Origin of the sequence: Wolbachia pipientis (assembly GCA_023052945.1) — a bacterium.
Taxonomy (GTDB): domain Bacteria; phylum Pseudomonadota; class Alphaproteobacteria; order Rickettsiales; family Anaplasmataceae; genus Wolbachia.
Map to the genome: position 1 here is coordinate 662,230 of CP095495.1, position 15,745 is coordinate 677,974.

Consider the following 15,745-nt stretch of genomic DNA (forward strand, 5'->3'; position numbering starts at 1 on the left):
AGTACTATTCAATATTTATTTTTTTTGCAGCACTATGTAAATAATCACCTAAAACTGCTGAACTTTCCCTCACATACTGAATTATGCTTTTATTTAGGACAATTGCATCATGCATAGTTAAATCGCAGAATATAAATGCTGTTAAATACAGTAAAATCACCGCATAAAATGTGTGAAAAATTCCCTCAAATGTGATTGATATTGCATTATTATAGCTGAGCTGTATTGAACTTATTGGCCATGGTTTTATCACTTCTACGACATTAAAAAATACGTAAGGTATCATAAGAAAAAAGAAAAAGTGCATAAAATCATTAAACCAAAATGGGCATTGAAACATCTGCTTACATATACTCCCATAGAGTTTACTTACAGCATAATAAATTGACATTATTGCTGGCATTGAAAGTGCTACAGTCAATACTTGCCCTGACGCTATTTGTATTACTATGTCTTCACCACTGTTTGCTGAAGGGTCCTGAGCATGAAAAATAAATATTCCAATTAATTGCATTACTAACATAACTATTGCCAATTTTGTAAAAACAGCAGCTACAACCATTCCTGAATTTGGCATTTTATATAGTAAATATTCGCCTCCATATGTAAAAATCAATATAACATCGACAATAAATAATATTAAAAAAGAAGACCAATAGTTCTGCCAACCTGGTAAATATCCTATTCCCAAAAAAGAGCTTACTGTTTTGGCAGGAAAAACCTTACCTAGCATCTTTCCCAAAAATTCAAAAAAAATCCCCATGCTCTAAGTAACACTTGGCTTATATTATTTATAATACTGTATTGTAATGGACTTATCAATAACTTAAAACATGTATTGGAAAATTTTAGGTAATATGCAGCAACAGTAGAAGAACATGCGCCAAAAATTTAGTAATTTTATAGGGCTTGTGCACTTAAATTTTTTGCAATATCAAGTGCAGCGTAAGTGAATATTGCACTTGCACCCGCACGTTTGAAACCAATCAAAGATTCATAAATCACCTTGTCATAATCTAGCCAGCCATTATTTGCAGCAGCTTTTATCATTGCGTACTCACCGCTTACTTGGTAAGCAAAAATCGGAAAATTAAACTTATCACTTGCTGTTTTGATAATATCTAAATATGGCATACCTGGTTTAATCATAATAAAATCTGCACCTTCATTTATATCCATTTCAATTTCGCACATTGCTTCGTGCGCATTTTTATAATCCATTTGATAACCACTTTTGTCTATAGAATGTGATAGCCCACATGAACCAACGACTTGCCTGAATGGAGCATAGAAACTAGAGCAATATTTCACCGCATAAGATAATATTAATACGTCTTGAAAGTTATTATCATCTAATGATTTTCTGATTCTTCCTATTCTACCATCCATCATATCAGAAGGAGCAACTATATCACATCCTGCCTTCGCTAAAGCAAGTGCTTGCTTACACAGTACTGATATAGTTTCATCGTTTTCTACATCCATCTGATCATCTTTTAAAATGCCGTCATGGCCATGAATAGTGTATGGATCCAGTGCAACGTCTGCAATAATACCAATTTCAGGTACCTTTAATTTTACAGCACGGATTGCTTTGCAGATTAAGTTGTCAGAATTATATGCTCCCTCAGCGTTTTCAGATTTTAGTTTACTATCAACTACAGGAAAAATTGCAACAGCATTAATTCCTAAATCTTTAGCTTCCTTAACTATAGACACTAATCCATCTATTGAATAACACTTTACGCCTGGTAAGCCAGAAATTGGTTCAGTTGTTTCTTCTCTGTTGTGAACAAACAGAGGAAGAACCAGATCATTTACTGATAAACTATTTTCACTTGTTAAATTGCGAACCCATTTGCTCGAGCGCCTGCGCCTTAATCTTGTATTTGGAAAATTAAACATTGGATCCAGGTAAATTCCCAGTAAAGAGCAACACTCCTGAAATGAGTACCACCCAAAGCACCGATATTGGCAGAAACACTTTCCAACCAAGGCGCATTAGCTGATCATATCGATAACGAGGTATTGTTGCTCTAATCCAAATAAATACGAACAAAAGTATAACTATCTTCAAAACGAACCAAATCAAACCTGGAATTTTGTAAAGTAAACTAAACTCCAGCGGCGGATACCATCCTCCTAGAAAAAATATCGTCATCATAGCACTTGCTAGAATCATATTTGCATATTCTCCAAGAAAAAAGAGGGCAAAAGGCATGGATGAATATTCAACGTTATATCCAGAGACAAGCTCTGCTTCAGCTTCTGGTAAATCAAATGGGTGACGATTAGTTTCTGCAAGCAAAGAAATAAAAAATATTATTCCTATAGGCATTAGTAGCAAATCAACCCAAAATGGCATATTGTGTTTCGCTACCACCATCTCTCCAAGGTTCAACGTACCAGTTGTAACAACAACTGTAGCAACTATTAAGCCTATTGAAACTTCATATGAAATCATCTGAGCAGCCGACCGTATAGCGCCAAGAAATGCATAATTAGAATTGCTTGACCAGCCTGCAATAATTACGCCGTATACTCCCAGCGACGATATAGCTAGCACATAAAGCACTCCAACATTAATATTTGCTATAACCTTAGGAATCACTACTTGCTGGCCATTTTTTACAATTACTTCAGCACCAAACGGTATAACTACCCAGGCAATTAATGCCAAGATAAAGGTAAGCATTGGAGCCATAATGAACAGTATGGTGCTCGCTCTAAATGGTATTATCGGCTCTTTAATCAGTAGCTTAATAGCATCTGCAAATGGCTGCAATAGCCCAAAAGGTCCAACTACACTTGGGCCGTGTCTCAGTTGAATTGCACCAATAACCTTACGCTCAAAGTATATCAAGTACGCAACTGAAAGTAGTAGCGGTACTAAAATAAATAAAATATTAACTAGCGTGTTCATAAAAAGCTTTAGTACAATCTGCCATTATTTTTGAAGCGCGACTTATTGAATCCGTCATATAAAAATTACACTCCTTTAAAGTGAAAGGTGTATTACTTAAGCTTATCCCATCATTGCTAATTGGCACCCATGTGTTTTTTACCACTTGATCGGCATTTCTAAACTGTGGACCGATAGTATCTAATTTTTTTCTCACATCAAATAAACTATCATACGGTAAAGAAAGGTCTAAATATTGTGAAAGATTTTTAATAATCAACCAATCCTCCTTTGCTTCACCTGGAGGAAATACAGCTAAATTTGTTCTTTGCACTCGACCTTCAGTATTTACATAAGTTGCATATTTTTCTGTATATGCAGCACCAGGCAAGATAACATCTGCCACATGTGCACCCTTATCACCGTGATGACCTTGATAAATTACAAATGTATTTTCTAATTTTGACGTATCAATTTCATCTGCACCAAGAAGATAAATGACTTCTATCTTGCCACCTTCTGTATGCTCCAGTATTTGATTAGTGTCTTTTCCACCTTTTTCAGGAACAAATCCAACGTCCAAACCACCAACTCTTGCTGCAGCTTTATGCAGCATATTAAAGCCATTCCAGTCGTCTCTGACCATGTTAAATTTTTCTGCAATTTTGCCAGCTAGAATTAGAATTGATTCAGAATCATCTCTTATTAATGCATCTTGACCAATGATCAGCATAGGGTTTTGGGCGGCTACCAGCAGCTCACAGAACTTATGATTTCCATTTGCTATTTTACTCAAAACATCAGGATTATCGCCCAATTTCTCAACATGATACAAATATTCAATGTTAGGACCAACACTTGCAATAGGGAAGTTGCCCTGTAAATATCTCTTTCTCAATCTTACATTAATGATCGGTGCTTCTATCCTTGGATTTGTATTTATAAGCAGACACAAATCTGCATTCTCTATACCCTGGGTAGTGGTATTGAACACATAAGATCCGCGATTACTTGGTATAAGCTTTGCACCATCTTGTCTGCAGTCTATATTCCCCGAGCCGAGCTTCTGCATCACTTCTTTGAGTAGAAGCATAGACTCACAATCTGCTAAATCACCTGCAATTGCAGCTATTTTATTTGATTTTGTATTCTTTAATTTCTTTGCAGCAATAGTTAATGCTTCATTCCAATCAACTGGGGCTAATTTACCATCTTTTTTTACATAAGGTTGATCAAGACGCTGAACTTTTAGTCCATCATAGGCAAAGCGGGTTTTATCTGATATCCATTCTTCATTTACCTCTTCGCTCAGTCTTGGTAATATTCGCATAACTTCCAGCCACGATAATCAACTCTAATGCTACTTCCCACAGCATCTAGCACATCTATAGTCTCACAATGTGATAGCTCCCATGGACGCGCTGTAAAGGAGTAAGGCTTTGAAGTTAAAGCCCCTACCGGGCAGAGATCTATGATATTTCCAGATAATTCAGAACTAATATGCCTTTTTGTGTAAGTGCTAATCTCTACATTTTCTCCCCTTCCGATTCCTCCAAGTTCATTTGTACCTGCAACATCAGACAAAAATCTAACACACCGAGTGCAATGAATGCATCGATTCATCGCAGTCTCAATCAGTGGTCCGAAGTGTTTTTTTGGCACAGCCCTCTTATGCTCATCAAGTCTGCTGGTTCCTTTCCCATAAGCCATCGTGATATCTTGCAAATCGCATTCACCACCTTGATCGCAAATTGGGCAATCAAGCGGGTGGTTAATTAGCAAAAACTCAAGCACACCTTCACGTGCTTTTTTAACCTTAGGGGTATCAGTGTGAATAACCATCCCTTCTGCAACTGGCATTGCACAAGAGGCTACTGGTTTTGGAGGCCCACCCTCAACTTCAACCAAACACATTCTGCAATTACCAGCAATTGCTAAACGCTCATGATAACAAAAACGTGGAATTTCAACGCCCACGACTTCACAAGCTTGAATTATAGTGAGCCCATGCTCTACTTCACATTCCTTAGAATTAATAGTAACTTTAACCACAACTATTATACAGCTTCCCACTTTATAGGATTGCCGCTTACCTCATCTTCAACCAGATTGCCGTTGTCATATTGAGCAGACATATAATTCATGCGCGAGTCACGATCTATATATCTAACAGGTTTTACCGGTTTATCTTTATACATTTTTTGCTCGGCCTTCTTACGCTGAGTAGGGTTATTTTTACTAGCTGTCTTTGCTTTCCCACCTGCTGCCATATAAACTCCTAAAAACTTTTCATTCTATTTTAACACTTAAGTATATAGCGTCAATATTTAATAACTTTAAAATTTCAATGGATCTCTTATTATAATCATTGTTTAAATAAAAAGTTACTCCTTGATATCATTCCAGTGCTTGACCAGAAAAAAAGAAATATGCATCAGTTACTTTCATTTGCTGCGCCTCGAAAATAAACGTTCATGTAGCTGTGAGTCAAGCCATAAATCCAGTATAAAGACCTTTAATCATTGGCTTCGTAGTACTTTTCAACCAACTTATTAAGTAACCTTACACCAAAACCTACTGCTCCTCTTGGACAAATGTCAGTACCTTTTTCGTGCCAAGCAGTGCCTGCGATATCTAAATGTGCCCAGCAAGTTTCATTCACAAAACGCTGTAAAAACTGTGCAGCCATTATGCTATCTCCACCAGAGCCTGCAGGAGCGATGTTTTGAACATCAGCAATCGGTGAATCAATAATTTTGTCATAAGTTTCATTCATAGGAAAACGCCATAACTTCTCACTTACTTCATTTCCTGCATCAATCAGACGGTTTGCTAATTCATCATTATTTGAAAAAAGACCAGCATATTCGTTATTTCCAAGTGCAACCACTATAGCACCAGTTAAAGTTGCAAGATCAATCATAAATTTTGGTGAGAATCTGTCTTGCGTATACCATAAAGCATCTGCAAGTATGAGCCTTCCTTCTGCATCGGTGTTCAACACTTCTATCGTCTGTCCAGACATTGAAGTTACTACATCACTCGGCCTTTGAGCATTACCACCCACTGCATTCTCTGCAAGTGCAACCACGCCGATTGCATTTACTTTTGCTTTTCGTCCTGCTAAAGCATGCATCACCCCAACTACAGCAGCAGAGCCTGCCATGTCATATTTCATCGACTCCATACCACGTGAAGGTTTGAGTGATACTCCACCAGTGTCAAACGTTATACCTTTACCAACAAAAGCTATTGGCTTTTGTTCTTTAGCAGCTCCATTCCATTTTATCACTACTAATTTTGGTTCTTTACTACTTCCTTGTGCAACTCCAAGCAAGGCTCCCATTTTTTTCTCTTCCATCTGCTTTTTATCAAGCACTTCGATTTCAAGGCCAAGCTTAGTAAGTTCTTTTTTTATATGATCAGCATAGGATTCTGGATATAGAATGTTAGGAGGCTCTGTTATAAAAGAGCGCGCAAGGAATATACTCTCACCTTCTTGCCTTAAGTGCTCAAATGATCTTTCAGCATTACTTAATTGCTTATCTTTTACTAATACGGTAATCTCCTCTACCTCTGTAATTTTCTCATCCTTTTTAGTTTTATACTTATCAAACTTAAAACTACGCAGAAACGCACCATATGCAACATTTGCTGCACTACCTTCGATTAAAACCGCTGCTTTCTTAATTTTTAATCTGCTTAGCTCACAATATATTTTACCGCCAATATTTAATTCCTTATTTCCATTCCATTCATCCTTCTTACCAAGTCCAACAACTATGACATTTTTTTCTTCTGGTAAAATGGTAGAAGAAAATTCACCAAAGCTTCCATTAAAATCGCTAAATTGCTTTATATTATCTATGATCTGTTTTCCTTGCAAAACTCCGCCATCATTTACGGTTTCGTTGTCCTCAAATAAACCCATTACTATTGTTTTAAAATCGGGCGAAATTTTAGAAATTGTTATTTTCATTGCTGGCATCTCCGTTGCAAATAATTGTAAACTGTACATAAAACATAGCAAAAACATCAGTAAGATATTTTTCATATACATCCTAAGTACAATAACACTCAAGTTTACTATGGACTCCCTTACATGCAAGGGTTTTTTATCTTTTATTAGAGAACTTATTATATCCGCTCAAGGTAATGTTAAACGTATAGGTTTTTATGACCTGATCACTGTAAGTAAATGGTGTTATGAGAAGGCTTGCAAGCCCGTTACTAACAAAATCTTCAAGAACAGGATCAGCACAATTATTGCAATTATGGTCAGCAAAAAACATTTGCGTTGTGAATTCTGGAAAATCTGGATGTTGAACTAGAAAGTTAATATGTGGAGCTCTATCACCAATTTTACCAGGTGCTATCGTAATAAAATTATAATAGCCAAGATTATTCACTACAAACCTTCCTGATCCAGCAAAATTCGGATCATCCTCTATATTCTTATCGTAATGGTTCACGCCGCGTGAATTCGCGTGCCATATAGAAACTACAGCATTTTGTATTGGTAAACAGTTTATATCAGTAATTCTACCCACTATGTGTATTAATTCTCCTGTTGCACTATTTGGAGAACCAGGCTTCCTTCTTAAATTGTTTGAAGAGCTAAAATTTTTTGGCCTTACATCAAGGTCATATATTTCTGGAGTTTCAATGCAGTTGAGCAAAACAGGATCAGCCGCAAATAGCGGCAAACTGAATACCGTTTGTACTAAAAGCGCTAATAAGATATTTTTCACATTCATTTCATTTATAATAGACTTCTTGCATAACCATATAACAAACTTTTATTGGGAATAGAAACGAAAAAATTACTTTACAAACTCCGCCAGCCCCCTTATCATGAAAGTGAAGCTATTTTATTTAACTTCCCAATCTGTGCAGATTAAAACGACAAGAAGATTTGTATTTGGCGTACTATTGTTTAATTTTTGCACTATGTGCATACTATGTCTTTATAAAAATTTTGGGTTTTTACCCACATAAGCTGAAAAGTGCTTATAAAGCGTTTAAGGCATCACCCAACGTCAAATTTTAAAATAAAGAGTGGAATAACTAGCTACTCCGGGGATTCTTTGTCTTTTTTTTCTGCCTAGTAAATTTCTTAAATATTAAAGCTAAGGTTAGTTGCATTTAAAAGCAGCTAAATTGCAGCGTTTAAGACTTAAAAAACGCCAATACTGAAAATAGACAATGACTAGGGCTTCTTTTGCCTTTTTTTTCGTTTGATAAATTTCTTAATGTTTATAGCTAAACGACAACCGTCATCCCGCTACGTGTTAGCGGGATCTCTTGTTAGCGGCTGAGATACCGCGAATGAATCGCGGTATGACGGTTCGTGGCAGTATATTCGTTATCCCGCTACGTGTTAGCGGGATCTATGTTAAGAGATACCGCGGCGGTATGACGGTTAAGTAGGGTGTCATCCCAGTGCCCAGACACTGGGATCTATAGACCTGCTGAAAAAGGTGATTGAAAAAATGATGTGAGAGAGGTAGAAGAAGAATAAGCAGATCAAGTAAGGAAAAAAATGAGCTTTAGTTACTATAATATGAAAAAACACCCAAGAAACTTTCGTAATATAACAGGTTTAACTATAGAGGAGTTCGAAAAAGTAGTGGAAAAAGTGAGGTCTGGATGGGAAAAACAGAAAAAGTGTCATGGTAGAAGATCAAAACTACCAACTCTGGAAGATAAGTTGTTTTGCGTAATTTTGTACTATCGCACTTACATAACACATAGATTTTTAGGATGCCTATTCAATGTACACAACGCAAATGTATGTAGGTTACTTAAGAGAATAGAGCCATTACTCGCCAAAAAAGTGACTATAACAAAAGATAGAAGTATGACGCCAGAAAAAATACTGAAGATTTTGGCTGATGTTACAGAACAGCAAATACAGAGACCAGAAGATAGTAAAAAACGGAAGAAATCATATTCAGGAAAAAAAAGAACCAACACTATGAAAACTGAGATTATTATCGAAGAAGGAGGAAGAATTTTATCAGTGTCAAAGTCATACCGTGGTAGAATTAGTGATTTCCGCATAAGGAAACAAGAAAAATATTTACCACTTGATAGCATAAAACATGCCGATTCTGGATATCAAGGTTGGCAAAAATTGCAAAGCAATGTTATAATTCCATATAAAAAGTATCGTAAAAAGCCATTAACTCCAGAGCATAATAGAAGATTAGCATCATTTAGAATGAGAGTAGAAAACAAGATCCGAGAGATAAAGATATTTAAGATTATGTCGAATGTTTATCGCAATTTTCAGAAAAAATATAACCTGAGGTTCAATATTATTGCTGGTATTGTAAATCTTAAGCACGCCTTTTAGTTAACCTTGATTTTAGTCACCCTCCTTTCCTTTTTTTTATCGCTTGATTCGCAGCAGGTCTATAGTATAAATTATTTCAAATTGTATCTATTTGCAAGTATATAAATATAATAATTTTGCATAAAAAATTAGATCCCAGTGTCACGCACTGGGATGACGAGAAAGGAGTACTGGGATGACACCATTCTTTTTTCTGGATCCAAGTAGTCTGGGCACTGGGATGACAAAAATAAGAAGGCTACTCGGATGACACCTTTTTTCTGCTTAGTTTAGGTTATGCAAGAAGTCTAGTGCATGAGCTGGTCCTTTTCGGATCTTAGCGCTGTTTGCACGAACGTCTAGTTTAGGGGTAAGAAAAATTAGGGCCCGCAAATTAATCCAAACACATAAGTGTAGTGTTACCACCGAATGCTGTATTGTTAACACTTACAACTTTTTCTGTAGAAAAACGCTGTAAATAATGAGGACCACCAGCTTTTGGCCCAGTGCCAGATAGTCCTCTACCACCAAATGGTTGTATCCCAACTGCTGCACCTATCTGGTTACGGTTGATGTAGACATTTCCAACTGATATTTTTTTGCTTATTAAATCGATCTGATTTTGTATACGGCTCTGCAAAGAAAATGTAAGCCCATATCCTGTATTGTTTATATCACTTATAACTTCATTTAATTGTGACTTGCTAAAACGTATGATATGCAAAATAGGCCCAAATACTTCTTGCTTTAATTGCGAAATTTTTTGTATTTCATAAATATATGGAGGAAAGAAATAACCATTATGAGAATTTGTATCCATGGGTACTTTAAATAACAGATTTGAATCTTCGTCCTCTGACATTTTTTGCGTATGTTGGATCAGCACATCGAGAGACGTTTTGTCAATGATTGGCCCAATATCGGTACTTAAGTGCATTGGATCACCAATCTTGAGTTCTTGTGCTGCACCACATATCATTTTTATCTGCTTCTCTGCTATGTCCTCTTGAATAAACAGCACTCTAAGTGCAGAACAGCGTTGGCCGGCACTGCGAAACGCAGAAAGTACAACATCTGTAGTCACTTGCTCTAAGAGAGCGGAGCTATCAACAATCATAGCATTGAGCCCTCCTGTTTCAGCAATAAGCGGCACAATAGGCCCATCCCTATCTGCAAGCATTTTGTTAATTATTTGAGCAGTTTGTGTTGAGCCAGTAAAAGCTACTCCAGCAATTCTATTGTCTGGAACTAATATTTTGCCTAAATATCCACCATCCCCAGGAATGAGGTGTAACACATTTTTTGGTATCCCAGCTTCATGTAGTATCTTAACAGCTTCGTAGGCAATAATCGGCGTTTGCTCTGCCGGTTTTGCCAGCACTGCATTACCTGCTGCAAGTGCAGCTGAAACCTGCCCAATGAAGATAGCAAGTGGAAAATTCCACGGTGATATACACAGGAAAACTCCCCTACCTTCAAAAAAGATGAAGTTATCTTCACCTGTTGGACCTGGCAATTTTTTCCAGTCGCTCAGTTCATTTTTTGCTATCGTTGCGTAGTAACGTAAGAAATCCACTGCCTCTCTTACTTCCGCTATTGCATCAGATAAAATTTTTCCTGCTTCTACGATCAGAATGTAAATCAACTCTTTCATCCTTTCTTCAAGCAAATCTGCAGCTTTTTCAAGGCATTTAGCGCGCTTTTCTGCTGAAACATTCTGCCACTTAGTAAAAGCATTATGTGCTATTTCAAGAGCGTTTAAAGCTTGAGCACTTGTTGTATTTAACACTTCTCCAATTACATTTTCTAAATGTGCAGGATTCACCACTTCAGTAAATTTGGCATCATCAAAAAGTGACTGTCCGTCAATTATTGGCCCAACTTGCCATTTTTTTTCACTAAAGCTCTTTATATCATCTGCAAATTGTGAGACTATCACCGAGTCACTAATATCCATTCCCAAAGAATTTTTTCTTTCTGGTCCCAAAATATCTTGTGGTAATGGAATGTCTGGATGAGATTCATAATTGAAACTTATAGCTTTTTCCAGTGGATCTGAAATTAACTCATCAATTTTAATGTTAGAATCATTTATTTGATTAACAAACGAACTATTAGCTCCATTTTCAAGAAGGCATCTTATAAGATAAGGCAACAAGTCACTATGTTTACCAACTGGTGCGTAGACACGACAGCTAACATTTGTTGCAAGCTCTGACATTGCATAATCATATAAGTCTTTTGCCATGCCATGTAAACGTTGAAATTCAAATCCAGGATGATTTTTATCAGCAAGCTCCATGATAGAAGCAAAAGTATAGGCGTTATGAGTTCCAAAGCATGGGTAAAAGCTGTTTGGTTTACTCAAAAGTTTCTGTGCGCACGCGAGGTAAGATACGTCAGTATAGCTTTTTCTTGTAAATACTGAGTAATCATTTAATCTCAATTCTTGCGTACGCTTGATTTCTGAATCCCAATATGCACCTTTTACAAGTCTGACCACAATTTTATGATTTGATCGAATAGCAACATCCTCTACAAAGTCAAGAACAGACAAAGCACGTTTTTGATATGCTTGTACAGCCAAGCCAAGCCCTTCCCACTCAGAAAGTGATTCATCAAGCCGTAATTGTTCAAACAAGATTAAGGACATTTCAAGCCTTTCTGTTTCTTCTGCATCTATGCATAATGAAATGTTGTATTTTTTTGCTTCATGACAAAGCTCTAGCAGTTTAGCTCTCAACTCTTCAGCTATATTATCGAATTGACCAAATTCATAACGTGGATGTAACGCAGACAATTTGATTGAAACTCCATGCGATTTAAAACAATCATTTATTTCAGTGGATTCACCTATAGCTTTTATTGAGTGCATGTATGAATTAAAATACTCTTCTGCATCTTCAGCTGTGTGAGCAGCTTCGCCAAGCATATCAAAAGAGTATAAAAACTTACTATTGTCATCTAGTTTTGCATACCTTAAAGCTTCTTCTATGGTTTCTCCAACAACAAAATGATTACCAAGCATAGACATTGCTTGTTTTACTGCTTTGCGAATGATCGGTTCTCCTAAATTCTTAAGTAACTTAGAAATTGCGTAATAGAACTTCGAATCGCCTTCATTATCTCTCAATATACTGCTACCTATCATCAAGCTCCATGTGGAAGCATTGACAAACAACGAAGAAGAGTGCCCTAAATATTTATTCCATTCCTGATTGGCAATTTTATCTTTGATTATTTCGTCTATTGTATAATCATCTGGTATTCTAAGTAGTGATTCAGCAAGGCACATCAATGCTATTCCTTCATCATTGGAAAGCGAGTATTGCTGCATAAAGGAATCTACAATACTTAATTTATTGTGTTTGATTTTTTCAATAACTTGTTTTGCAATATTATAAATTCTACTTTTTGAATCGGCTGAAAGCTCTGCTTTTTCTACAAGATAACGTACATAGTTTTTTTCATCAGTACGATAAAATCTTTGTAAACGTTTCCTTAGTTCATTAGGTTCTTGTATAGAGCTAATCATAATTATCTATAAAACACTCTGTTACCATATGTAAGGTAAAATTATATCATAACTTCGCATAGAATAAATTATTATTTATAAAAGGGCTAGGGCTGGCTAAAAGAAGTCTAGTACTTACTTAACTTTACTAAGTCAAGAGAAGTATGTAGCTCAATACTCCACCACTCATTAAGTATTTAACCTCAGTTGCAGTTTGTACACAGCATTTGAGTTGAATTGATTGTTCAGAACTATCCTGTCTTTTAATGATACATTCTAGATTTCCATTTGGTACTATTTCACCTTTTATGCTTATTATCTCACTACCATCAAATATCTTTCTGGTTATTCCATTTTGGAATATAAGTGGAAGAACACCCATACCGACTAAGTTGGCCCTATGTATACGCTCAAAGCTTTCTGCAATTACAACTTTAATCCCCAACAATAAAGTACCTTTTGCTGCCCAATCCCTACTTGAACCTGTGCCATACTCCTTTCCTGCCACAATGATGAGAGGAACATTACTTTCTTTGTAGCGCGTTGCTGCATCAAAAATCGACATAGTTTCTTGAGAAGGAATATATTTTGTATAGCTGCCTTCGATGCTTACCATTTCATTTTTTATTCTAATGTTAGCAAAAGTTCCACGCATCATTACATTGTGGTTACCACGACGAGACCCATATGAATTAAAGTCCTGTGGTTTAACTCCAAGCCTTTTTAAATATATACCTGCAGGACTACTTGAAGCAATATTTCCAGCAGGGGAAATGTGATCAGTAGTTACGCTATCGCCAAACATTGCCAATATTTGTGCACCTTTTATATCGATTTTATTATTTTTAGGTGATAAATTATCAAAATAGGGCAGATCTTGTATGTAAGTGCTGTTTGCATCCCAATTATAGATTTCACTTTTTTCACACTTTATTTTTCGCCAATGTTCATCACCAGAAAAAACATCCTTATACTTTTGTATAAACATCTCACGTGTTACCACATTTTTAACACAATCTTCGATTTCATTGTTTGTTGGCCATATATCTTTGAGATAGACATCATTTCCATTCTTATCTTTGCATATTGAATCTTTTGTCAAATCAGTTTGCACAGTACCAGCAAGTGCATATGCAACAACAAGTGGCGGAGATGCCAAGTAATTAGCTTTGACTAACGGATGAATTCTTCCTTCAAAGTTACGATTACCAGATAAAACTGCAGCAACAGTTAAATTTTTGTTTTTAATGCCATCTTCTATATCACTATTTAGTGGACCAGAATTCCCAATGCAAGTTGTGCAACCATATCCAACTAGATTAAAACCCAAAGCATTTAGATCTACCTGCAATCCAGACTTTTCTAAATATTCTGTTACAACTTGTGACCCTGGAGCAAGAGAAGTTTTAACCCAAGGCTTTGATTTTAATCCAAGTTTAATTGCATTACGAGCTACAAGACCTGCAGCAATCATTACACTTGGATTTGAGGTGTTAGTGCAGCTTGTTATTGCTGCAATAACTACACTTCCATCTTGAAGCTTATCACTTTCCTTTGATTCGTCAACTGAAAATGATTTAGAAAAAGACTCTGTCACTTGTGAAAGAAAAACCTTATCTTGTGGTCTTTTGGGACCAGCCATTACTGGCTTCACGCTTGATAAATCAAGCTCTAGTGTGTCAAAAAATGCTAACTCATTATTGCCACGCCACAATCCTTGCTCTTTCGCATAAGCCTCAACTAGCTTTTCTGGCCTTCCGGTTAAGCTTAAATAATCTAGCGTTTTCTGATCAATTGGAAAAAATCCACAAGTTGCGCCATACTCTGGGGCCATGTTTGCTATAGTTGCCCTATCTGCCAAAGATAAATAATCTAAACCATCACCATAAAATTCTACAAACTTACCAACAACACCCTTTGTTCTTAGGATATTGGTAACCGTCAGCACTAAATCAGTCGCAGTTACTCCTTCCGGCAGTCTGCCAATTAATTTAAATCCAACTACTTCTGGAATCACCATACTAATTGGTTGACCAAGCATCACAGACTCAGCTTCTATGCCTCCAACACCCCAACCAAGGACTGATAACCCGTTAACCATTGTAGTATGGCTATCCGTACCAACTAAGGTATCTGGGTATACAACTCCGCTATCGTTACATACAACTTGTGCTAAATATTCAAGATTCACTTGGTGGCAAATTCCAGTACCTGGCGGTACTACTCTAAAATTTGTGAAGGATGATTCTCCCCACTTTAAGAATTGATATCTCTCCAAATTTCTTTTTACTTCTAGCTCAACATTCTTACTGAATGCGTAAACACTTCCATAACTATCTACTTGAACAGAATGGTCGATCACAAGATCAACGGGCACAGACGGATTTATGCTGCTTGGATCGCCTCCATTTTTCTTGACATAACTCCGCATAGAAGCTAAATCGACGACAGCAGGAACCCCTGTAAAATCTTGCATCAACACCCTTGCTGGCTTGTAGCTAATTTCATGATTAGCGTGTTTATTAACGCAACTTGCTAGTATTTTTATATCATCCAGCTTTATGTTTACTCCATCTTCATTGCGCAATAAATTTTCAAGCAGAACCTTAAGTGAGCAGGGCAATTTAGTCACATCTATTCCTAAAAATTCACTAGCACTACTTAGGCTAAAATAGTTGTATGATTTCCCGTCAATGTTTAAAGTTGTTTTTGCGTTTAAAGAATTATTCATCCTGCATAACCATTTTTAAGTGAAAAATCAACTAATGGTGTCATTCCAGCACGTGACGCTGGAATCCAGCCTATTTCATCATAGACATTGTTTTTGACATATGTTCCTAGGATCCCCTGCAAATTGTATGATTTGCAAACACTTCTATACCTGGATCCCAGTGTCACGCACTGGAATGACAAAAACGGTGTGCACTGGTGGACATACAGACTACCTTCAAAATCATTACACATATTCTGCTTCATTTCAGATACTTCCTCC

Annotated in this window: 10 protein-coding genes and 1 pseudogene; 1 reads left to right on the forward strand and 10 read right to left on the reverse strand. The window is 36.6% G+C overall.

What is annotated here, in order from left to right; all coding sequences use genetic code 11:
- Nucleotides 1-4: 4 nt before the first annotated feature.
- The 7 genes and pseudogenes from MWH06_03210 to MWH06_03240 form a co-directional block, all read right to left on the reverse strand.
- Nucleotides 5-763 (reverse strand): phosphatidylglycerophosphatase, encoded by a 759-nt coding sequence (locus MWH06_03210; GenBank protein UPA55613.1) that lies wholly within the window; start codon nt 761-763, stop codon nt 5-7.
- A 137-nt stretch (nt 764-900) separates the two neighbouring features.
- Complete coding sequence (hemB, locus tag MWH06_03215) at nt 901-1,905, reverse strand: porphobilinogen synthase (protein UPA55614.1); 1,005 nt, start codon at nt 1,903-1,905, stop codon at nt 901-903.
- The gene (gene nuoH / locus MWH06_03220) at nt 1,898-2,923 is read right to left on the reverse strand and encodes an NADH-quinone oxidoreductase subunit NuoH (GenBank protein UPA55615.1); all 1,026 of its coding nucleotides are present in this window, start codon (nt 2,921-2,923) and stop codon (nt 1,898-1,900) included. The genes hemB and nuoH overlap by 8 nt, the downstream gene beginning before the upstream one ends.
- A pseudogene (gene nuoG, locus MWH06_03225) lies at nt 2,907-4,954 on the reverse strand (NADH-quinone oxidoreductase subunit NuoG). Before nuoG ends, nuoH begins: the two are co-directional and overlap by 17 nt.
- A 5-nt stretch (nt 4,955-4,959) precedes the next feature.
- Complete coding sequence (locus tag MWH06_03230) at nt 4,960-5,172, reverse strand: hypothetical protein (GenBank protein ID UPA55616.1); 213 nt, start codon at nt 5,170-5,172, stop codon at nt 4,960-4,962.
- A 245-nt stretch (nt 5,173-5,417) separates the two neighbouring features.
- Entirely contained in the window at nt 5,418-6,920 is a 1,503-nt protein-coding gene (locus MWH06_03235; protein ID UPA55617.1) for a leucyl aminopeptidase, read from the reverse strand.
- Nucleotides 6,921-7,017: 97 nt separating this feature from the next.
- Nucleotides 7,018-7,659, reverse strand: a complete 642-nt coding sequence (locus MWH06_03240) for a protocatechuate 3,4-dioxygenase (protein UPA55618.1) — start codon at nt 7,657-7,659, stop codon at nt 7,018-7,020.
- Between the two features lie 785 nt (nt 7,660-8,444).
- Here MWH06_03240 and MWH06_03245 point away from each other — a divergent pair.
- Nucleotides 8,445-9,260 carry a transposase gene (locus tag MWH06_03245; protein ID UPA55619.1) on the forward strand — a complete coding sequence of 272 codons (816 nt, stop codon included), beginning with the start codon at nt 8,445-8,447 and terminating at the stop codon, nt 9,258-9,260.
- 373 nt (nt 9,261-9,633) lie between these two features.
- On the opposite strand, the gene putA is transcribed toward MWH06_03245, so the two are convergent.
- The 3 genes from putA to MWH06_03260 form a co-directional block, all read right to left on the reverse strand.
- Entirely contained in the window at nt 9,634-12,774 is a 3,141-nt protein-coding gene (gene putA / locus MWH06_03250; GenBank protein UPA55620.1) for a bifunctional proline dehydrogenase/L-glutamate gamma-semialdehyde dehydrogenase PutA, read from the reverse strand.
- Between the two features lie 127 nt (nt 12,775-12,901).
- Nucleotides 12,902-15,484 (reverse strand): aconitate hydratase AcnA, encoded by a 2,583-nt coding sequence (gene acnA / locus MWH06_03255; GenBank protein ID UPA55621.1) that lies wholly within the window; start codon nt 15,482-15,484, stop codon nt 12,902-12,904.
- Nucleotides 15,481-15,717 carry a hypothetical protein gene (locus MWH06_03260; protein ID UPA55622.1) on the reverse strand — a complete coding sequence of 79 codons (237 nt, stop codon included), beginning with the start codon at nt 15,715-15,717 and terminating at the stop codon, nt 15,481-15,483. Before MWH06_03260 ends, acnA begins: the two co-directional genes overlap by 4 nt.
- Nucleotides 15,718-15,745 lie beyond the last annotated feature (28 nt).